The sequence below is a fragment of the Streptomyces sp. NPDC047042 genome, assembly GCF_040644035.1.
Classification (GTDB): Bacteria; Actinomycetota; Actinomycetes; order Streptomycetales; family Streptomycetaceae; genus Streptomyces.
Genome location: NZ_JBEYVP010000020.1, coordinates 175,903 through 195,782, shown reverse-complemented (window position 1 = coordinate 195,782; position 19,880 = coordinate 175,903). Strand labels below are relative to the sequence as shown.

The following is a 19,880-nucleotide window of genomic DNA, read 5'->3' as shown; positions in this document are numbered from 1 at the left end:
GGGAGAGCGGGCCACACCAGCGAAACAGGGCCGGCGCTCCCGCGCATCCCGGACGATCACCCTCTGTTGTCTCCGCAGCCCACAGCGGGAGCGCCGCCTCAGTCTTCCCGCCGCACGACGCACAGGGCCCAGATGACGAAGGCGTACAGCGCGATCAGGGTGAGCGACCAGACGGGGTAGTACGGGATCGACAGGAAGTTGGCGATGATCAGCAGCCCGGCGATGCCGACCGCGACGACCCGGGCCCACGTGGCGCGCGAGAAGAGGCCGGCGCTGACTGCCATGGCGATCACGCCCAGAGCCAGCTGGATCCAGCCCCAGCTGGTCAGGTCGAACTTGAAGACGTAGTTCGGGGTGTTCACGTAGACGTCGTCGTCGGCGATCGCCATGATGCCCCGGAACAGGTCGAGGATGCCGGCGATGAACAGCATGACGCCGGCGAACGTCACCAGCCCGCCGGCGAATGCCGGTGCCGTGTCCGTGCTGCGGTGGTGGTGGGTGGTCGTGGCCATAACGGATTCCTCGCTTCCTGAGGGAGCTGCAACGCATGTGCCGCGTCTCCGAGCGTGCCGGGTCCCGCGCCGGGGGTGATCACCCGTGGCGGGTGAAGTCGGAGAGGCGGATCGCTGATGGCCTGGGATGTGCGCGGGCATGAACCCTGATCACCCCGCTGCGGAAGGAGCCGGCCATGGCCGACGAAATGACCGGAACAGGCGGCGTCAGCGCCCTCGCCGAGGCGGACGCCCCCGTGTTCGAAACACTTGTCCAGATGACGCTCGACACGTTCGAACGATCGGGGCTGGACCCCGAGACCTATCTGCTGGCGCGCATCGCGGCGCTGGTGGCCATGGACGCCTCCCCCGCCTCGTATCTGCTCAACGTCGGCGCCGCGGAAGGACTCGGTGTGCCCCTGGAGAAGGTCCAGGGTGTCCTCGTGGCGGTCGCCCCGGTGGTCGGCAGCGCCCGCGTGGTGTCCGCCGCCCGAAGCATCGGGGAGGCCTTCGATCTGACCCTCCACCACGAGGGCGGGGATGCCGGATCGGCCATGTGAACCCGGATGAACCCGGCGTACCGCCATACGCCACGAGGGAAGGGCGTGACCTCCGCTCGGAGGTCACGCCCTTCCCGCGTGGCGTCTCTCCTCAGGCCTGCTCGGCGGCCACCTGCCCGTTGCGGACGGCGTCGACGAGAGCCTGGTGGTCCCGTTCGTTCTGGTCGGCGTAGGTCTCGGCGAACGTCACGAGTGCCCGGTCGAAGGAGTCGCCGCCACCCAGATAGGAGGCGATGGCGATCCGGTCGCCGGACCTCGCGTGGGCCCGGGCCAGGGTCGCCCCGCAGAGCGCGCCGAAGGTGCGCATGCCCCGCGGCACCATGTCCTCGGCAACCGCGACCCCCTTCCAGTCCCGCAACTGCCGTACGTAGAAGTCCCGTCGCCGGCCGTCGAGCCCCTCGACCCGTTCCCAGCCCAGGAGGATGTCGCTGGTGGCCTGCATCAGCCGCTGCCCGGAGACGACCCGCTCGCCCTGGTTCCGGTACACGCTGCCCCCGACATGGGGTGCCAGCACCGACTCGTCGGCCTCCTTGGCCTGCAGGAACAGCGGGTCCTCGTCGTCCTTGCCCAGCAGGAGCACGATCCAGCAGCGGGTCCCCACGCTGCCGACGCCGACCACCTTGCGCGCCATGTCGGCGACCCGGTGCTGTTCCAGGAGGAAGCGCCGGTCCGACTGCACACTCTGGCCGTAGCGCTCGATGAGCCGGCGGATCAGCTGCTCCAGCTTGGTTCGTTGGGCCTCCGCCATCAGGTCCTGGAGGGGGGTGATCAGCGGTGGATCGGGGGTGATCCGCCGCTTGCCGTCCACGACGTGGGTGAGTTTGTCGAAGACCTGCTGGGTGTCGTGCGAACGCGCCTTCCGCACCGCCCGCGCCCAGCGGTCGCGGCCTCGCGCGGACAGATCGGCCCCGAACCGCTCACGTACCCAGTCCACGTCGAACTGGGCGTACCAGACGGCCATGTTGCCGAGTTCGGCGAAGGCGCGCATGTTCTCGCGGTACGACCGCACGGCCGCCCGTACGATCCCGGCCCGCTCCTTGGTGCTGAAGCCGTTCAGCCGGCCGGCGATCACGAAACTGGCGGCCAGCCGCTTGACGTCCCACTCCCAGGGGCCCGGCAGCGTCTCGTCGAAGTCGTTGATGTCGAACATGAGGCGGCGTTCCGGCGAGGCCAGCAGCCGGAAGTTCAGCATGTGCGCGTCGCCGCACAGCTGTGTCGTGAACCCCGTCCGCGGTGTCTCCGCGAGGTCGGAGGCCATGATGGCGGCCGCTCCCCGGTAGAAGCGGAAGGGCGACTCGGTCATCCTGCCGTAGCGGATCGGTACGAGTTCGGGCACCCGGGTCGCCGACTGCTTCTCGATGATCTCCAGGGGGTCCGGCCGCTTCGGTCCGGGGTCGAACTCGGCGTGGCTGCTGCGGGGTACGTCTTTCCGCGCGGCCTTGCCGAGCGCGGCCCGCTCTTGCGGGGTGCGGTCCCGTATCGCGTATCCGTCCAGGTGGTGTGGGGTCATGGCGCCGCTCCAGGGGGTGGTCACCGCCGCGCGGGATCCCGCGACGGCAGTCAGCGGGGAGAAAACAGCCTGAAACAGATCATATCGTCGTTCGATAACCCTGGCGGCCCCGTCCGCGTCCCACTCCCCCTGGCTACGGCGGCTACCGCTGAGGCGGCTGCTCCTGCCGCTGAGGCGCCAGCTTCGCTGTGGCGACGTACGAGACCACGACCGCGACGATCACCAGCGGCATGACGGTCAGCCCCTGCGCCCCGATCAACAGCGTGGCGAGCAGGACGGAGACCATCGGGAGCCCCAGCATCGCGGCGCTCATCGCCCCGACACCCATCGCGAACCCCGCGACCAGGCTCAGCCCCGGCAGGTGCGAGCACAGGATGCCGCCCGCCGCCCCCACGAACATCCCGGGAAAGATCGGGCCTCCCCGGAAACAGCTGAGCGACGCGCAGTAGGCCAGGCCCTTGCACAGCACCAGCAGCGACAGCGCTCCCACCGAGTACGCGGCGCTGTGCCTGAGAAGCGGATCCAGCGCCGTCTGCCCCGAATACAGCACGTCGGTCGCCGCTTTGCCGGTGCCCTCCGCGTAGCCGATCGCCAGCCCTGCCACGACCAGGCCCATGACCACCGTGGCCGGTACCCGTCGTCTCTCGACATGCGTCCTGAGCCGGACGGCGAGCCAGCGGATTCCCACGCCCACGAGTGCGGCCGACACTCCGATGACCAGCGCCCAGCCGAATTCCGCCGCTGTCGGGTCCGAGGCCTTGGGAACGTCGTTCAGTGCCAGCGAGTAGGTACCCAGGCCGGTCCAGGATCCCAGGCCGACGAAGATGAGTGCGCCGATGCCCGCGGCGAGCAGACCGGGCACCAGCACCACCGCCATCATCGGCCCGCCCAGCCCCGAGGCCTCCATCAGGAGGAACGCTCCGAGCAGCGGTGATCCGAGCAGCGAGCTGACGGCCGCGAAACTGCCCGCCGCCCCCAACACCGTGATCGCCTGCTCCGGGGGGTTTCGTCTGACCATCCGCACGGCGCCGGCGGCGAGTCCGCCGCCGAGCGCCAGGAGAGGGGCCTCGGGTCCGAGGACGGCGGCGAAGCTGAGCGTCGCCAGAGCCGCGAGGAAGATGCCGGGCAGCTCGATGGGGGTGGGCGGGCCGGCGGCCTTGAACCCGGCCGACGGTTCATGGCCGCCGGACCCCGGCAGGTACCTGATCGCCAGCCCCGTGAGCAGCCCCCCGACGGCGAGAAGCGGCAACGGCCACCACGGTGGCGTTCGGTCGAACCCCAGCGACCTGGGCAGATCCGTGTAGATCAGTGGCTGGAGTTCGCCGATCAGGGCGAGGAAGCCGAAGGCCGCCGCGGACACCGGCACGCCGATCAGCGCGGACATCAGCAGAAGCACCAGGTACGCGCGGCTCCGAAGAAGGGCCCGCGGGTTCGGCGGTGACGCGGTGTCGGTTCCCGCCGTGGCGACCGGCATGCGCGTTGCCTCCAGACGATGCCGACCTCGCTCGATGTCCCGGAGCCGCGTTCGGCGAGCCCGGGACGCTCCGCCACCTGACACGACAGGCGGCGCTGCTGCGAGCCTGGCACGACGTTCCCGTGCGGGCACTTCGACGCCGCCCATGCGGTTGACTCCGATGACTTCGATGCCTCCACGGCCGACCCGCTCGCCATTTCCCTTTGCCCCGCCCAGGGCAGATCGCGACCGCTTCATGGGACAGGGCGGGTGCACACTGACAGTGGGGCGAGTGCCTGACTGCGGGGTGATGCGTGATGCCGAGCCGGATAGGGAGCGATCGGCGACTGACCGTGCGGATGACGGTCACGCTGTTTCTGCTCGGACTGCTGTACGTGGCCTTCGTCGCCGCGTTGATCGTGCTGCTGAAGTCCTGGGTGCTGGTCGTGGTGGTCGGGGCGGGGTTCCTCGCCGCGCAGTACTGGTTCTCCGACCGGGTCGCCCTGTTCGCGATGCGCGGGCGGGTCGTGGAGCGCGAGGAGTATCCACAGCTGCACGGGGTGATCGACCGGCTGTGCGCCGTGGCCGACCTGCCCAAGCCGGTGGTCGCCGTCTCGGACATGGATATGCCGAACGCGTTCGCGACCGGGCGGGACGCCGATCACGCGGTGGTGTGCGTGACGACGGGGTTGCTGCGGCGGCTGGAACCGGAGGAGCTGGAGGGGGTGCTCGCGCACGAGCTGTCCCATGTCGCGCACAAGGATGTCGCCGTGATCACCGTCGCGTCGTTCCTCGGTGTCATCGCCGGGCTCATCGTCCGGTTCGCGTTCTACTCGCAGCTGTTCGGCGGGGGCCGGCGGGACCAGAACACCGCCGTCGTCTTCGCGGCGGTGATGGGTGTCTCCGCGGCCGTCTACACGATCAGCTTCCTGCTGATCCGCGCCCTGTCCCGGTACCGCGAACTGGCCGCCGACCGCTCCGCCGCGCAGCTCACCGGGCGGCCCTCGGCACTGGCCTCCGCGCTCACCAAGGTCTCCGGCGACATCGCGCGGATCCCGTCGAAGGACCTGCGGACCGCGCAGGCCTTCAACGCCTTCTACTTCACGCCCGCCCTCGGCAGGGAGCCGGGCCTGGCACGGTACTTCTCCACCCATCCCAGTCTGGAGCAGCGGATCGACCAACTGGGGCGGATGTCCGCCGAGTTGGGCGAGGCGGCGGCTCCCGGTTCCGGGAAGTAAGCAACGAGGCTCGGCAAGGCTGGGAGTGCCTGTATGGGGTTGCTGGACATTCTGCTGGGGCGCACCAGGCCCGTCGCGCCGGATCTCGACCGGCTCTTCGGGCTGCCGTCGGCCGCGGTGACCCTCCAGGCGGCGGCCGGCTTCACGCCCACGGGCGGGGGCGCGGTGTGCTTCGCCACGGTGGAGGGCGCGGCCTTCGACGACGTACGCCGGGAGGTTCAGGCACTGCTCGACGGGGATGCGGAGCGGACCGGGCCGCCGGTGGAGCTCGTACGGGACGAGTACGGGTACTCGTGGCTGGTGTCGCGGCGCGAGGCGGAGGAGCTGCCGGCGCTCGTCGGGGATCTGCACGCGGTCAACAGCGCGTTGGAGGCGGCCGGGTTCGGGCCTCAACTGCTGTGTTCGGTGGTCTGGTTCGAGCGCGCGGACAGCGGGGACGTGATTCCGCTCGGGCTTGTCTATCTGTACAAGCGCGGGACCTTCTACCCCTTCGCTCCGTCGGCGGACGGCGACGGTCGCGATGAGCGTCAACGGCGTGACAACGCCCTGGAGTTGCAGATACGGGCCGCACTGGCCGGCGATCTGCGGATCGAGGACGATCTGAGCCGGTGGTTCCCGGTGTGGGGTGCGCCCGGTTTCTGAGGGGGACGCCCTTTCGGACGTCCCCCTCGCCCGGGAACTACTCCCCGCTCAGCGGGAGTAGCGCATCAGGGCTCGCACCATGTGGCACGTCGTGTCCGACGGCGGGTGGACGCCGATCAGGTCCGCCGCGCTGCGGATCGTCTCGTTGCGGGCCTGGTTCGGCATGTGGACGCCGGAGTCGAGCAGGGCGATCGCGAGCCGCATCGCCTTGAGGCGGCGGTTGTGCGTGACGTACCACTCACGCGGGCGGCCCGGCGGCAGCGGGCGCTTCTCCACGGGGGCGTACGGCAGGTCGAGCACGACCCCTCTCCTGGCGGTGGACTGGGTGGGCAACGGGTTGAGAGCGGCAGCGGGCACAGGCATCCTCCTGTCGCGGTCAGAGTGCCGCCGGAACCTCCGGCGACACCCTCGAACACTGCTTCTATTCTACTGCCCGGCACTGACAAAAGGCCCTGGCCACAAGGCCTTTGGAAGGTCCCTGGCGTACCGTGAGCCCCATGGAAATCTGGATCAACCCGGCCTGCTCCAAGTGCCGTGGAGCCCTGTCGCTGCTCGACGCCGAGGGCGCCGACTACACCGTCCGCCGCTACCTGGAGGAAGTGCCCACCGAGGCCGAGATCAGGGACGTGCTCGACCGTCTCGGGCTCGAGCCCTGGGACATCACCCGGACCCAGGAAGCCGTCGCCAAGGAGTTGGGGGTGCGGGAGTGGGGCCGCGAGGCGGAGGACCGGGAGCGGTGGGTCGCCGCTCTCGCCGCGCATCCGAAGCTCATCCAGCGGCCCATCATCACCGCCGACGACGGCAGCGCGGTGGTGGGCCGTACGGACGAGGCCGTACGGGATGCCCTGTCACGGCGTTCACCCGCGTGACGCAGGTCACTTGAATGGCTCAGGTAACCGCTGAGTAGCCTCGTTCGGTATCTCGTACATAGCGGCGTACGCTCCCCTATCTCTTCAGGAGGCGCGCATGTCGCGCAGGAGAACTGTCAGTACGAAGAAGAAGCTCGCCCTGTTGGTGGGTGCCGGGCTGGTGGCGGGCGGTGGCGCCTTCGCGATGGCGGCCACCTCCAACGCGGCGCAGACCGCCGCCGATTCGACGGTCTGCCAGGGGCTCGCCACCGCCCTGGGCAACAACCAGAAGTTCATCGCGGACCAACGGGCCAACCCCGACGCCCAGTCGGCCGCCCGGATCGCCAACCGTGACGCGGTCGTCGCGCAGATCAAGGTCCAGCAGGAGGCGTCGGGGTGCGTGGTTGGGGAGTCGGCTCAGGACTCCCAGATCACGCAGCCCGTCACCGAGCCCCAGCCCGGGGCCGAGTCCTCGTCGCCGGCCCAGACGGCCCCGCCCGCCCCGCCCGCCTCGCCCGCCGCACCGGACGCGCCGACCGATCCCGGCGTGCCCGGCGACGGTCAGCAGGTCTGCAACGGATCCACCGTCACCCTCTCCGGGGAGGGCGGGGCCCCGGCCGCGTCGAGCAACCAGTTCCCCGCCGGGACCACGTTGCGCGTCACCAACCTGGACAACAACAAGTCGACGACCGTCGAGGTCACCTCGGTCTCCGGCAGTTGCGCTCTGCTCAACAACGCGGCCTTCGAGCAGGTTCGCGAGCCCGGCAAGTTCCTGATCCGCCGGGCGCTGATCGAGAAGGTGGGGTGACGTTCCGGCGCTGAAACCTGCTCGGACAAAGGGTCCTGTCGCTCCCGGCCAGGGGCGGCAGGGCCCGTCCCGCTTCACCAGGGGACTCTCTCCACACGTGAGACGCGCCACAGGAACACCAGGTAACACGGGGTTCACATTCGAGCAACGACCGGGAAATCGCCTGTTGACAGGCTCGCGGGTATCAAAGAGCGGCGCCCCAGTGCCGCAGCGCCGCAGCACCCGCAAGTGCGCCTAGAGACACACCCGAAGGATGGTCCCGTGACCTTCAAGGCTGAGTACATCTGGATCGACGGCACCGAGCCGACGGCCAAGCTCCGCTCCAAGACCAAGATCCTCGCCGACGACGCCAAGGGCGCCGAGCTGCCGATCTGGGGCTTCGACGGATCTTCCACGAACCAGGCCGAGGGGCACTCCTCGGACCGCGTGCTCAAGCCGGTCGCCTCCTTCCCGGACCCGATCCGTGGCGGCGACGACATCCTCGTCATGTGCGAGGTCCTCGACATCGACATGACGCCGCACTCGTCCAACACGCGTGCCGCGCTGGTCGAGGTCGCCACGAAGTTCGCCGCTCAGGAGCCGATCTTCGGCATCGAGCAGGAGTACACCTTCTTCGACGGCTCCCGTCCGCTGGGCTTCCCCGAGGGCGGCTTCCCGGCCCCCCAGGGCGGCTACTACTGCGGTGTCGGCGCCGACGAGATCTTCGGTCGCGAGATCGTCGAGGCCCACCTGGAGAACTGCCTCAAGGCCGGTCTCGCCATCTCCGGCATCAACGCCGAGGTCATGCCGGGTCAGTGGGAGTTCCAGGTCGGCCCGGTCTCCCCGCTGGAGGTCTCCGACCACCTGTGGATCGCCCGCTGGCTGCTCTACCGCACCGCCGAGGACTTCGGCGTCTCCGCGACGCTGGACCCGAAGCCGGTGAAGGGCGACTGGAACGGCGCCGGTGCGCACACCAACTTCTCCACCAAGGCGATGCGCGAGGGCTACGACGCGATCATCACCGCGTGCGAGTCGCTCGGTGAGGGCTCCAAGCCCCTCGACCACGTCAAGAACTACGGCGCCGGCATCGACGACCGTCTGACCGGTCTGCACGAGACCGCCCCGTGGAACGAGTACTCGTACGGCGTCTCCAACCGTGGCGCCTCGGTCCGTATCCCGTGGCAGGTCGAGAAGGACGGCAAGGGCTACATCGAGGACCGCCGTCCCAACGCCAACGTCGACCCGTACGTCGTGACGCGGCTGATCGTCGACACCTGCTGCTCGGCTCTGGAGAAGGCCGGACAGGTCTGATTCCCGGCTGATCCAGGATGATCGTCCCGGATAGTGAGAAGGGGTGTCCACCTCATGGTGGACACCCCTTCTCTGCCTCCCCCCTTCTCTGCTTCAATGGACCCATGGCCAGCTTTCAGAAGTGCATCGCGACAGGTCGCCACGACCTCGAGCCCTTCTGGCCTTCCCGCCAGCACCACGACTTCGACCGGGTGTGTTGTCGCGCGATGAACGCGTCGGCCCTCTAACACCAGCCGTACGGCCCCTCTGACGCCGTACCTCTCGGTCTTCGGCCCACGCGCACGACGTACGTCCCCGACGAACTCCTCGCGCGAAAGAGCTGACTTGCCATGGCGACCACTCGTACTCTCTCCCCCCTCTCTCCTCTCGCTCCCCTCTCCCCCGGCACCTCTGCCCGGGCCCGGCTGCGTGCCGTCGACCGGGACGAGGTGATCGACGTCCCGGACTTCCTGCCGCCGGGGGCCACCTGGCTGCCGGCTCCCCCGCACACCCTGCCCACGCTGCCGGGGCAGCCGCCGATGGTCGGCTACCTGGTCCTCGTACCGGCCGACCAGCAGCCTCCCGTACTGCCGTTCGTGCTCCCGGCGCCCGAACCGGCCCCGGCCGCCCCCGAGGTGGCGCGAGGTGACGGCGGCCGTCCCCTCGTACGGGTCGACGACGTGCAGCGCACCGCCGAGGTCGACGGGCGTCCGCTGGACCTCACCTACCTCGAGTTCGAGCTGCTCGCCCACCTTGTCGCCCACCCGGGCCGGGTGCACACCCGCGACCAGCTGGTCACCACGGTGTGGGGCTACGGGCATGTGGGAGACGGCCGTACCGTCGACGTCCACATCGCCCGGCTGCGCCGCAAGCTCGGCGCGGAGCACCGCCAGGCGATCCAGACCGTACGGCGGGTGGGGTACAAGTACACGCCCCCGACCGCCCGTTGACGTAACCGGCTACCGTGCGCTGACCGATCGCCCGTACCGGGGGGTGGGGCTGACACCACTCCCCTGTACGGGTGTTCGGTCCCGTGACCCGGCTGGGTGCGCTCGGCGAGACTGACCGCATGGATGACGCCGGCGCCGACACCCTCACCGCACGAGTTCCCCTACGGGTTGCGGTCCGGAACCGGGTGCGCACGGTCGTGGTCGCCGGGGCGCGGGCCCTGTTACTGGCCGTCTCCTCGCTCGCCGTGTCGACGCCGCTGCTCGTGCTCTTCCTCCTCTCCCTCGCGCTCGTGCCCGTCCTGGGGCTCGGGCTCCTCACCACTCCGCTGGCCGTCACGTGGGTGCGGGCGTGGGTCGACCGGCGGCGGTTGATGGCCATGCGATGGGGCGGGGTGCGGATTCCTCCCCGGTCCCGGGTGCCCTCGGCGGACGCGGGGCGGTCGGAGCGGGCCGTACGGGTGCTGCGTGATCCGGCGACCTGGCGGGAGTCGGCGTGGCTGCCGCTCGACGCGCTGCTCGGGTCGCTCACCGCGCTGGTACCGGCCGCGCTGCTCTTCTATCCCCTCGAGGGGTTCGCGCTGGCCCTCGGCGGCTGGCGGGTGTTCACGGACGGGACGTACGTCGGCTGGTGGTACGGGTTCGTGCCCATCGGCGGGCAGGGCAGCGCGCTCGCCGCCGGCGCCCTCGGGGCCGCACTCCTCGTCTCCTCCTACTGGCTGACACCCCCGCTGCTGCGGTTCCACTTCCTGTCCACCCGGGCGCTGTTGGGCGGCGAGCGCGCTGAACTGGCCGCCCGGGTGCGGGTGTTGACGCAGACGCGCAGGGACGCGGTGGACAGCTCCGCCGCCGAACTCCGGCGTATCGAGCGGGATCTGCACGACGGTGCGCAGGCGCGGCTGGTGTCCGTGGGGATGGATTTGGCAACCGTCGACGCGCTGATCGAGAAGAACCCGCGGAAGGCACGGGAGTTGCTCGCGCGGGCCCGGCAGTCCTCCGCCGACGCGCTCGCCGAGCTGCGCGACCTGGTGCACGGCATCCATCCGCCGGTACTCGCCGAGCGTGGACTGGGCGACGCCGTACGGGCGTTGGCGCTGCGGCTGCCCGTCGACACCGAGGTCACGGTAGACGTCGAGGGCGGCCGGGCGGACGCGCCCGTGGAGTCGGCGGCGTACTTCGCGGTGAGCGAGGTGCTGACCAACGCCGTCAAGCACTCCGGCGCCGAGCACGTGTCGGTCGACGTGCGGTACGCGGACGGCTCGCTGCGCATCGCCGTCCGCGACGACGGGCGGGGCGGGGCACGGGTCGGGGGCGGGTCGGGGCTGGCCGGGGTGGAGCGGCGGCTCGGTACATTCGACGGCGTCCTGGCCGTCAGCAGTCCGGCTGGCGGTCCCACCGCGGTGACCATGGAGATTCCTTGCGAGTTGTCCTAGCCGAAGACCTGTTCCTGCTGCGTGACGGACTGGTCCGGCTGCTGGAGGCGTACGACTTCGAGATCGCCGCTGCGGTGGAGAGCGGCCCCGAGCTGGACAGGGCGCTGGCCGAACTGGCTCCGGACGTCGCCGTGGTCGACGTACGGCTGCCGCCGACGCACACCGACGAGGGGCTGCAGTGCGCGCTGCGGGCCCGCCGGGCGCGGCCGGGGCTGCCGGTGCTGGTGCTGTCGCAGCACGTGGAGCGGCTGTACGCGCGGGAGCTGCTGGCCGACGGGGACGGCGGGGTCGGCTATCTGCTCAAGGACCGGGTGTTCGACGCGGAGCAGTTCGTGGACGCCGTACGACGGGTCGCGGCGGGCGGTACCGCCATGGACCCGCAGGTGATCCGGCAGCTGCTGGCGGGGCGGGCCGGGGACGGCCGACCGCTGGGGCGGCTGACGCCCCGGGAGCTGGAGGTGCTGGATCTCATGGCCCAGGGACGTTCGAACGTGGCGATCGCCGGGCATCTGGTTGTCACGGAGCGGGCGGTCACCAAGCACACGTCGAACATCTTCGCCAAACTGGGACTCGAGGTGTCGGACGACGACAACCGGCGCGTCCTGGCGGTACTCACCTATCTCGACCAGGGGCGTTGAAAGCACGCCAAATTCGGAGATATCCGCGCCCCCGCCGAACACTTGCCGTAAGAGATCCGCAACTCCCGGTATACCCGGTGGAGTTGGGGTCGAATTGTCCTACGAATCTCTCATCAATTTCTGAGGCGGCTGAACACTCCTGGGGTCCCCCTCGTATGGAATGGCGCCGCTTCACTCCTGTCGGGCGCCTCGATAGCCCCGCAAGGAAGTCAGAGGAGTTCCATGGGACGCAATGCACGTAAACGACGCTCACCACTGGCCGTTCGCGCCGTGGCCGCATCCGCGGCCCTCGCGATCGGTGGTGGTGGACTTGTCTGGGCGAATTTCTACGCCTCCGCACATGAGGAGAACGGCGCCCAGAACCAGACCAAGGCCGCCGCGGCGCAGATCGCCACGATCGACTGCCCTGACGTCGGTCAGAAGCTCACGAACGTCCCGGCCGGTGCCCGCGCCGGTGTGGACAGGGAGCTGGCGAACCTCGACACCCAGATCACCGAGGCCTACGCGCGTCTCGCCTCCACCCGGCAGGCGCAGGCCGGTGACCCGGGCTTCGTGCAGAACGCGATCGTCGGCCCGCTGAAGGACAAGCGCTTCGCGGCGATCGACCGGATCCGGATCAACATCCAGCGCGCTGGTGGCTCCGGGGCCGACAACCTGGGGCAGTTCGCCCAGTGCACCGGTGTCGCGGCCGCGCCGCAGACCAACGCCGGCCAGGGCCAGGGCAACAACAACCAGGGCAACGGCCAGAACAACAACGGCAACCAGAACAACGGTGGCCAGAACAACGGCCAGGGCCAGAACAACAACGGCCAGGGTCAGAACAACGGCCAGGGCAACAACGGCCAGGGGCAGAACAACAACGGCCAGAACAACGGTGGCCAGAACAACGGTCAGGGCCAGGGCAACAACGGCCAGGGCCAGAACAACGGCCAGGGCAACAACGGTCAGGGCCAGGGCCAGGGCCAGGGCAACGCCGGTGGCGGTCAGGGCGGCAACGGCCCGGTGGCCTCCGACTTCGTCGACATCACCCAGGTCCAGGGCAACGCCCAGCTCGGTGTGGGCCAGAACGGCCTCCCCGCGAACGGCAACAGCGGCTCGCGCGGCTCGTTCACCACGAAGTGCGGCACCAACGGCAACGACAACCACAACACGGACAACGTGATCGTGGCCCCCGGTGTCAGCAACGGTGCTCACCACCTGCACGACTACGTCGGCAACCAGAGCAACGACGCCTTCGCGAGCGACCAGGAGCTGGCCGCGGCCCAGACCAGCTGCCAGAACCAGGGCGACAAGTCGTCGTACTTCTGGCCGGTGCTGCGTCTGCAGGACGGTTCGCAGGACTTCGACCAGAACAACGACGGTGGTGGCAAGGAAGGCAACGTCGGCAAGATCCTCCAGCCGGCCCAGGCCCAGCTGAAGTTCGTCGGCAACAAGCGGGGCAACGTCGTCGCCATGCCGACCGCCCTGCGCATCATCACCGGTGACGCGAAGGCCTTCGTCAACGGCAACGCGAACGCCAACGTGAACTGGAGCTGCACCGGCTTCGAGAACAAGGTGCAGCTGAAGGACAAGTACCCGATCTGCCCGCAGGGCAGCCAGGTGGTGCGCACGACCAACTTCCAGAGCTGCTGGGACGGTCAGAACATCGACAGCGCCAACCACCGCACCCACGTGGCGTTCGTCCAGGCCAACGGCCAGTGCGCCAACGGCTTCAAGGCGATCCCCCAGCTCCAGGTCCGTCTGGTCTACAACGTCCCGGCCCCGAAGCTGCAGAACGGAACGGTCGTCAACCCGTACGCGGTGGACACCTTCCCGGAGAACCTGCACAAGCCGATCACCGACCACAACGACTTCATCAACTTCTTCTCCGTGCAGACGATGAACAAGATGGTCAACTGCATCAACACCGGCAAGAAGTGCCAGTAGTCCCACCGGTGGACCACCGACGGTGGTCCACCTGAGCTCCACCTGAGAAAGCCGGTGGCGGGTTCTCCCGCCACCGGCTTTCTCTTGTGCTTCCTGCGCTTCTCTTGTCCGCGTTCAGCCTTCGTGGCCGGCCGCGTGGTGGTCGGCGCCCACCTCGGTGGTCCCGCCGAGCTTGGTCTGCAGCTTCGCGATCACCTTCTGGTCACCGACCGCCGTCCATTTGCGGCCGAGGAGGTAGAACCCGCCGTAGTCCTTGGCCCCGTTGATCCACTCGCGCTGGCCGCGGTCGGTGGCGTAGGTCAGGAGCAGGAACTTGCCGTAGGGCGTGGTCTTGCAGGCGGCCTGCCGGAGTTCGTCCGCGTCGATCTGGATGACGGGCTCGCAGCCCGCCTCGCTCGCGATGTGCTCCAGGCTGCCCGTGGCGGCGACCGGCGTGGCGTCGATCTCCGTGCCCGCACGGTCGCTGTCGCCGCCCGAGCAGCCGGTCAGGGCCAGCGCCGCCACGGCTGTGACCGCGGCAGCCGCGAGCTTCGGTCGCGTCACCATCATCTGTTCTTCCTCCGGTCCGTTCGGCGCCGACATCATTCTCGGCCCATGCCGCGGGAGGCTCCGTCGAGGAGCCCTCCCTTTCGATACGGCTGCCGGGCACAGACCACTCAATCAGGGAACGCGTGTGCGAGAGTGGGCAAGTGAACGCAGAATGGGAAGAGCGAGTGACCGCTGCCTGGGCCACCATCGACGACTACGACGAGGAGCACGGGGCGGACTTTCGCGCCGTGATCGACACACTCGTCGCCGAACTGCCCGCCGACAGCCCCCTGGCCCTCTTCGAACAGGCCTCCGCCTGGGACTCGACGGGCCACTCCGACAGAGCTGTTCCGCTCTACCGGGAGGCTCTCGCGCTCGGGCTGAGCGAAGCCAGCGGCTACAAGGGGCGCCGCGCCAAAATCCAGCTGTCGAGTTCGCTGCGGAACCTCGGCCAGGCCGACGAGGGCGTCAAGCTGCTCACTCCCGAACTGGACGCCCCCTCCGACGAGTTGGACGACGCCGTACGGGCGTGTCTGGCGCTGTGCCTGTCCAGTCTCGGCCGCGACCGCGAGGGCCTCTCGCTCGTCCTCCGCGCCCTCGCTCCCCATCTGCCGCGCTACCAGCGGTCGATGGCGAACTACGCACGGCTGCTGACCGACCCCGAAGAGTAACTCCCGCCCGGGGCTGCGCACGGGCGAGGTGACCATCCAACGATTCGCTCGTTCTGCTGAACGTGCAGTCACAGGATGTCGCCTTCAGCCCCGCCACCGGTAAGAGCGCCAAGGGCCGCCCCGTCGTCGACGTGGAGCAGGCCGAGGCCGCGCTCGTCGAGCACTACCCCCGGCTCGTCCGGCTCGCCTATCTGGTGCTGCCGCCGAGCCTGGGCCTGGGCCGGCGTGTCCTGACCGCGCACGCCCTCACCCAGCGCGCGCTGCCCAGGGGACGCACGGCCACGCCGGTACTGCCGAGCCAGCCCAAGGGCCGTGCGGGCGACCCCGGTTACGCGCTCGTCCGCCTCCAGGTGCTGCGTACGGCGCTCGAGGCGGGGCGGCCGTGGCGGGGCCGCACGCTGCCCAAGCGGTCGCAGCTGCCGCCGCTGCTCCCCCAGGTGTGGGGCCTGCGGCTCCGCCCCCGGTCCGGTGGCGCCGAGGAACTCGCCCTGGACCAACGGCTGTCGGCGCTTTCCGGCCCGGCCCGGGCAGCGTACGTCCTGCGCGGCCTGGAGAAGCTCCCGGACTCCGACGTACGCGCCGCGCTGGAGGCCGCCGGGGTCGACCGGCCGATCGACGCGCTGCGTGAGGCGGACGAGGTGCCGGCGCGGTACGCGCTGCTCGAGTCCGCGGAGTTCGACGCCTGTTCGCTCCAGGCCCGCCCCACCGACCTGATGCGGCGCAGGCAGCACCTGAAGGCCGCGCTCGTCGCCGCCGCGGCCGTCGCGGTGTGCGGCACGCTGCTCGGTCTGCCGGGCGACGGCTGGGCCCCGAACGGTGCCGCCGCCCCCGCGTACGCGCAGAACCCGGCCGCCGAAGCCGCCCTGGATCCGGCCCGGTTGACCCTGGTACCGGCGGCCGCCTGGAAGTCCTCCACCCGCACCGACTTCTCCGTCTGGCCCGCGCGCGGCGACCTCACCGGCGACAGCGCGCTGCTGCGCCGCGCCCTCGCCGTCTGGGCCCGCCCCGGCGAGAGAGTCCTCGTCTCGGCGACCCCGGGCACCCCGTCCGGCGGCCCGGCCGGCCCGCCCCAGCTGCTGTACGCGGGCACGGTCGACGCGGCCCGCGTGGTGATCCTGTACGACGGTCTGCGCATCGCCCGGTACGCGGAACCGAAGGACGGCACCAGCGGGGCCGCCCTCGACTTCGCCCGGGTCGACGGCGCGAGCGGCGCCGAGGCCGACGCGGTGGTCCTCGACCGGGCCGACGGCAACGTCCGCTATCTGACGGCCCCCTGGGTGGTCAGGACGGAGATGCGGGACCTGCGCAGGCCGGCCGCGACGCCGGTCGACCTCGGGCTGAAGGACGGGGTGAGCGGGCCGCTGGCCAGCCCCGTCGCACAGAAGGGCACCTGCCAGTCCTGGAACACGCTCCAGGTGACGGTCGCCGGGGGCTCCCCCCGGCTGCTGAGCGACCTGGCCGAACTGGTCCCGGCGCACCTCACCACGGGCCGCCCGACCTCCCTTCGCGAGGCCTCGGCTCCGGACGCGCTGGCGAGGTGGTCGCCGTTCGCCTGCTCCCTCGCCGCGATGCACTCCCAGGGCGTGCGCTCGGTGAACGCCTGGCTGTACGCGCGTCAGCCGCTGCCCGACGCGAGCGGCACCGCCGACTGGCTGTGCACCCGCGCCGAGACCTGGCGGGGCGACGGGGCGCAGGTGCTGGCCCAGTTCCACACGCCGGGCGGGCAGTACGGGGCGGTCGCGGCGAAGTCCGCGAACACACCGGCCTGCGGCCCCCGGGACCCGAACGTACTCGCCGGCGTGCTGTGGAAGTCGGGAGCGGGCGAGTGGTACATGCTGGCCGCCGGCGCGGAGAACACGGCAACGATCACGGCAACGGGCGGAATGAGCGCATCCAGCCGAGGATCCCTACTGGCGGCGAAGACGAAGCAGGGCACCCAGGCCGAACTGAAGGGAACCCTCAAGGACGGCCGCCAGATCACCGGCCTGCGGTAAAGCGCCCCTCCCTGCATAAGGGACGAGCGAAGCGGTCCGCTTGTGCTGGACCTGTGAACACCTATGGTCGGACCCGCCCATTGGGGGCCGTATCCGATCGGTAAGGTGTTCGCATGACAACCGGGGTTCGCCGCAGAATGGGAGTCGAGGAACGCCGGCAGCAGTTGATCGGCGTCGCCCTCGAACTGTTCAGCCGCCGCTCGCCCGACGAGGTCTCCATCGATGAGATCGCGTCGGCCGCGGGCATCTCGCGCCCACTGGTCTACCACTACTTCCCCGGCAAACTCAGCCTGTACGAGGCCGCGTTGAAGCGTGCGTCGGACGACCTGGCGGGCCGGTTCGTGGAGCCCCAGGAGGGCCCGCTGGGGGCGCGGCTGCTGCGGGTGATGCGCCGGTTCTTCGACTTCGTCGACGAACACGGGCCCGGCTTCGCGGCGTTGATGCGCGGTGGCCCGGCGGTCTCCGCCGACGAGGTGCGCGCCAGCAGCTCCCCGACGACGAACGCGCTCATCGACGCCGTACGCCAGGCCGCGTACGTCCAGATCCTGTCGCATCTGGAGCTGGACGTCGAAGAGGCGCCCGCCCGGCTCGAGTTGGTGATCCGGACGTGGATATCGCTCGTCGAGTCGACCGCGCTGATCTGGCTGGACGGGCGGCGCGTGCCGCGCGCCGAGCTGGAGGCGCAGCTCGTGCACGACTTCGCGGCGCTGGCCGCCGTGAGCGCCGCCTATGACGAGGAGATGGCCGCGCTGCTGCGCCGGATGCTCAAACAGGAGCCCGCCGACGGCCCGTTCAGCGATCTGGTCGCACGGCTCATCTCACTCGCCTCCTAGCCCGCATGACCCGGCTGTCGGGTCAGTTGTCGAACTTCCGGTAGGAGTCGTCGAGTTCGCGGACCTCGACCGAGGCGTGCAGGGCGAGGTCGGCGACCGGCTTCACATGGGCGCGCACCAACTCCAGTACGGTTTCCGTCAGTTGGTTCTTGGTCTCGGTGGTGCGCCCGGTGAGCATGCCGATCCAGACGTGCACGATCGCGTGGCCGTCGCTGTCCGCCCCGACGGTGGCGTCCTCGGTGCGACGGAACTGTGTCTTGCACGCCTCGGGCTTCGCCTTCGCCGTGGCGACGACCTCGTCGTGCAGCGCGAGCGCGAACCCGCGCCGGTCGAAGGCCTCGGCCAGCGAGTCCGAGTAGTCGACGGTGATCTGCGGCATGGAAAATCCCCTGTTCTAGGGCTTGTGGGACGGCACGGCCACCACACCCTAACCGGAGCCCTGATCGGCCATCCTCAGTGCCAGCATCGCGATGTCGTCCTCCCGGTCGTGACCGAAGGAGACCAGCAGGGTGTCGCACAGGGCGTCCAGGCCGGGCAGCGCGCCACAGGCGGCGGCGCGGAGGTGTTCCAGGGAGTCCGCGAGGTCGGTGCCCCGGGTCTCGATCAGACCGTCGGTGACCATGAGGAGCCGGTCGGTGGGCTCGAGGAACAGTTCGGTGGGCGGCGGATGGGCGAGGCCCACGCCGAGCAGCGGGCCCTCCGCCTTGGCGTAGTCGGCGCCGCCGCCGTCCCGGATGATCAGCGGCGGGATGTGGCCCGCGTTGGCGATACGGGTGCGTCCGGTGGCCGGATCGACGAGCACCAGGCAGACGGTGGCCGTGACCTCGGGGTGGTAGCGCTGGAGCATCCGGTCGAGCCGCTCGGCGAGCACGGCCGGGTCGCTCTCCTCGACGCAGTAGGCGCGCAGCGCGTGCCTGATCTCGACCATCACGGTGGCCGCGTCCAGCGAGTGCCCGACGACATCGCCGACGGCGGTGAGCACGCCGGCGTCGGTGCGCAGGGCCGCGTAGAAGTCGCCGCCGATCTCGGCGTCCCGGGACGCGGGCACGTACCGCACGACGACGTCGATGCCGGGGAGCTCGGGCAGCCGGTCGGGGCGGGGCAGGAAGCTGTGCTGAAGGGTGAGGGCGACATGGCGCTCGACCTGGTACATGAGCAGCGGTTCGGCGGCGAGGACGGTGGCCTGGGCGAGCCGGGCCACCAGGGACTCCTTCTCGGGGCTCACTCTGCGCATCCCCCGGGTGGGCGTGGCCAGGCACACCGAGGCCCGGCCGTCCTCGGTGGGGATCAGCACCAGACGTGCGTCGTGCTCCACGCCGGGCCGGAAGAACCCGGCGGGCCACAGGAGCGCGGGCACCGTGGTGATCTGGACGCCGCTGTGGCCTCGGGTGAGGCGGCGGAGCAGGCCCGCGACGGCTCGGTGGGCGCTCTCGTCCGGCATGGCGAGCGAGGTGCGGCCCAGGGAGGTGGCCCGGTACAGCTCGTCGTCCGGGCCGAGGAAGAACACGGCGGCGGTCGAGCCGGTGAGCCGGGCGGTGCCCTCGGCGGCGGCGTCGGCGAGTTCCTGCAGGGAGCGTGCCCCCTGGATGGTGAAGACCGTCTCCGACAGGAGGGTCAGCCGTCGCGCCAGCGCCTGGTCGTCGGCCCGCAGCCGCGACGCGCGCACGGCGGCCCGCAGCACCGCGTCGATCTCCTCGGGCTCGGCCGGCACGGTCAGATGGGCCTCGCCGCCCGCGTCGAGTCCCTCGGAGCGCGCTCCCGGCGACACGGCGGAGGCCGAGAAGTGCACGACGGGCAGGCCCGCCATGTGCGGCCGGGCCTTCAGCCTGCGGCACAGCTCGGCCCCGCTCATGTCGGGCAGGTCCACGTCGACGAGGGCCACGTCGGGCAGATTGCCCTTGCGGAGCCGTACGTCGAGTTCGGCGAGCGCCTCGTGGCCGCCGGCGACCGGCACGACCTGGTGGCCGGCCCGGCGGAGCAGGGCACTCATGGCGTACCGGCCGGCCGTGGAGTCGTCCACGACGAGCACGGTGATGTCGGTGATATCGGTGATGTCGGTCCGCTTGCCGTTGCTGTCCATCCCGCCCGCCC

The 19,880-nt window shown here is 70.3% G+C and carries 20 protein-coding genes; 13 read left to right on the top strand and 7 right to left on the bottom strand.

The window, feature by feature from the left end; all coding sequences use genetic code 11:
• Positions 1-98: 98 nt before the first annotated feature.
• A complete protein-coding gene (locus tag ABZ855_RS24375) occupies positions 99-512 on the bottom strand; it encodes a hypothetical protein (protein ID WP_360810084.1) in 414 nt (137 codons plus the stop codon).
• 176 nt (positions 513-688) lie between these two features.
• Between ABZ855_RS24375 and ABZ855_RS24370 the strand changes: the two genes are divergently transcribed.
• A complete protein-coding gene (locus tag ABZ855_RS24370) occupies positions 689-1,051 on the top strand; it encodes a carboxymuconolactone decarboxylase family protein (RefSeq protein WP_360810082.1) in 363 nt (120 codons plus the stop codon).
• Between the two features lie 91 nt (positions 1,052-1,142).
• Here the strand turns inward: ABZ855_RS24370 and ABZ855_RS24365 are convergent, their stop codons facing one another.
• Both ABZ855_RS24365 and ABZ855_RS24360 read right to left on the bottom strand, forming a co-directional pair.
• Positions 1,143-2,561: a DUF2252 domain-containing protein gene (locus tag ABZ855_RS24365; protein ID WP_360810081.1), complete on the bottom strand. Its 1,419-nt coding sequence runs from the start codon at positions 2,559-2,561 to the stop codon at positions 1,143-1,145.
• Between the two features lie 142 nt (positions 2,562-2,703).
• Positions 2,704-4,035: a chloride channel protein gene (locus ABZ855_RS24360; RefSeq protein ID WP_360810079.1), complete on the bottom strand. Its 1,332-nt coding sequence runs from the start codon at positions 4,033-4,035 to the stop codon at positions 2,704-2,706.
• A gap of 296 nt (positions 4,036-4,331) precedes the next feature.
• Here ABZ855_RS24360 and htpX point away from each other — a divergent pair, with 296 nt between their 5' ends.
• Together htpX and ABZ855_RS24350 are read left to right on the top strand one after the other, a co-directional pair.
• Positions 4,332-5,252, top strand: coding sequence for a zinc metalloprotease HtpX (gene htpX, locus ABZ855_RS24355; RefSeq protein WP_360810077.1), 921 nt, complete (start codon positions 4,332-4,334; stop codon positions 5,250-5,252).
• A 33-nt stretch (positions 5,253-5,285) separates the two neighbouring features.
• Positions 5,286-5,894: a hypothetical protein gene (locus tag ABZ855_RS24350; RefSeq protein WP_360810076.1), complete on the top strand. Its 609-nt coding sequence runs from the start codon at positions 5,286-5,288 to the stop codon at positions 5,892-5,894.
• A gap of 48 nt (positions 5,895-5,942) precedes the next feature.
• Here ABZ855_RS24350 and ABZ855_RS24345 read toward each other — a convergent pair whose 3' ends face one another.
• Positions 5,943-6,251, bottom strand: coding sequence for a hypothetical protein (locus ABZ855_RS24345; RefSeq protein ID WP_360810074.1), 309 nt, complete (start codon positions 6,249-6,251; stop codon positions 5,943-5,945).
• Positions 6,252-6,391: 140 nt separating this feature from the next.
• Here ABZ855_RS24345 and ABZ855_RS24340 point away from each other — a divergent pair, with 140 nt between their 5' ends.
• The 7 genes from ABZ855_RS24340 to ABZ855_RS24310 all read left to right on the top strand — a co-directional run bounded on the left by ABZ855_RS24340 (position 6,392) and on the right by ABZ855_RS24310 (position 13,763).
• Positions 6,392-6,763, top strand: coding sequence for an arsenate reductase family protein (locus ABZ855_RS24340; RefSeq protein ID WP_360810072.1), 372 nt, complete (start codon positions 6,392-6,394; stop codon positions 6,761-6,763).
• 97 nt (positions 6,764-6,860) lie between these two features.
• Positions 6,861-7,550, top strand: a complete 690-nt coding sequence (locus ABZ855_RS24335; RefSeq protein ID WP_360810070.1) for a hypothetical protein — start codon at positions 6,861-6,863, stop codon at positions 7,548-7,550.
• Between the two features lie 261 nt (positions 7,551-7,811).
• On the top strand, positions 7,812-8,840 hold the full coding sequence (gene glnII / locus ABZ855_RS24330; protein WP_360810068.1) for a glutamine synthetase: 1,029 nt from the start codon (positions 7,812-7,814) through the stop codon (positions 8,838-8,840).
• Between the two features lie 329 nt (positions 8,841-9,169).
• Entirely contained in the window at positions 9,170-9,769 is a 600-nt protein-coding gene (locus tag ABZ855_RS24325) for a winged helix-turn-helix domain-containing protein (protein WP_360810066.1), read from the top strand.
• Between the two features lie 119 nt (positions 9,770-9,888).
• Positions 9,889-11,199 carry a sensor domain-containing protein gene (locus tag ABZ855_RS24320; protein ID WP_360810064.1) on the top strand — a complete coding sequence of 437 codons (1,311 nt, stop codon included), beginning with the start codon at positions 9,889-9,891 and terminating at the stop codon, positions 11,197-11,199.
• Entirely contained in the window at positions 11,184-11,837 is a 654-nt protein-coding gene (locus tag ABZ855_RS24315; protein WP_360810062.1) for a response regulator transcription factor, read from the top strand. The genes ABZ855_RS24320 and ABZ855_RS24315 overlap by 16 nt, the downstream gene beginning before the upstream one ends.
• A gap of 222 nt (positions 11,838-12,059) precedes the next feature.
• Positions 12,060-13,763, top strand: a complete 1,704-nt coding sequence (locus tag ABZ855_RS24310) for a DUF1996 domain-containing protein (protein ID WP_360810060.1) — start codon at positions 12,060-12,062, stop codon at positions 13,761-13,763.
• Positions 13,764-13,877: 114 nt separating this feature from the next.
• On the opposite strand, the gene ABZ855_RS24305 is transcribed toward ABZ855_RS24310, so the two are convergent.
• Complete coding sequence (locus ABZ855_RS24305) at positions 13,878-14,312, bottom strand: hypothetical protein (RefSeq protein WP_360810058.1); 435 nt, start codon at positions 14,310-14,312, stop codon at positions 13,878-13,880.
• A 140-nt stretch (positions 14,313-14,452) separates the two neighbouring features.
• On the opposite strand from ABZ855_RS24305, the gene ABZ855_RS24300 reads away from it, so the two are divergent.
• The 3 genes from ABZ855_RS24300 to ABZ855_RS24290 all read left to right on the top strand — a co-directional run bounded on the left by ABZ855_RS24300 (position 14,453) and on the right by ABZ855_RS24290 (position 17,789).
• Positions 14,453-14,962 carry a tetratricopeptide repeat protein gene (locus ABZ855_RS24300; RefSeq protein ID WP_360810056.1) on the top strand — a complete coding sequence of 170 codons (510 nt, stop codon included), beginning with the start codon at positions 14,453-14,455 and terminating at the stop codon, positions 14,960-14,962.
• A 62-nt stretch (positions 14,963-15,024) separates the two neighbouring features.
• Positions 15,025-16,956, top strand: coding sequence for a hypothetical protein (locus ABZ855_RS24295; RefSeq protein ID WP_360810054.1), 1,932 nt, complete (start codon positions 15,025-15,027; stop codon positions 16,954-16,956).
• 113 nt (positions 16,957-17,069) lie between these two features.
• Positions 17,070-17,789, top strand: coding sequence for a TetR/AcrR family transcriptional regulator (locus ABZ855_RS24290; RefSeq protein ID WP_360810052.1), 720 nt, complete (start codon positions 17,070-17,072; stop codon positions 17,787-17,789).
• A 22-nt stretch (positions 17,790-17,811) separates the two neighbouring features.
• Here ABZ855_RS24290 and ABZ855_RS24285 read toward each other — a convergent pair whose 3' ends face one another.
• Together ABZ855_RS24285 and ABZ855_RS24280 are read right to left on the bottom strand one after the other, a co-directional pair.
• Positions 17,812-18,168 carry an isomerase gene (locus ABZ855_RS24285; RefSeq protein WP_360810050.1) on the bottom strand — a complete coding sequence of 119 codons (357 nt, stop codon included), beginning with the start codon at positions 18,166-18,168 and terminating at the stop codon, positions 17,812-17,814.
• A 48-nt stretch (positions 18,169-18,216) separates the two neighbouring features.
• Positions 18,217-19,869, bottom strand: coding sequence for a fused response regulator/phosphatase (locus ABZ855_RS24280; RefSeq protein WP_360810048.1), 1,653 nt, complete (start codon positions 19,867-19,869; stop codon positions 18,217-18,219).
• Between the last annotated feature and the right edge of the window lie 11 nt (positions 19,870-19,880).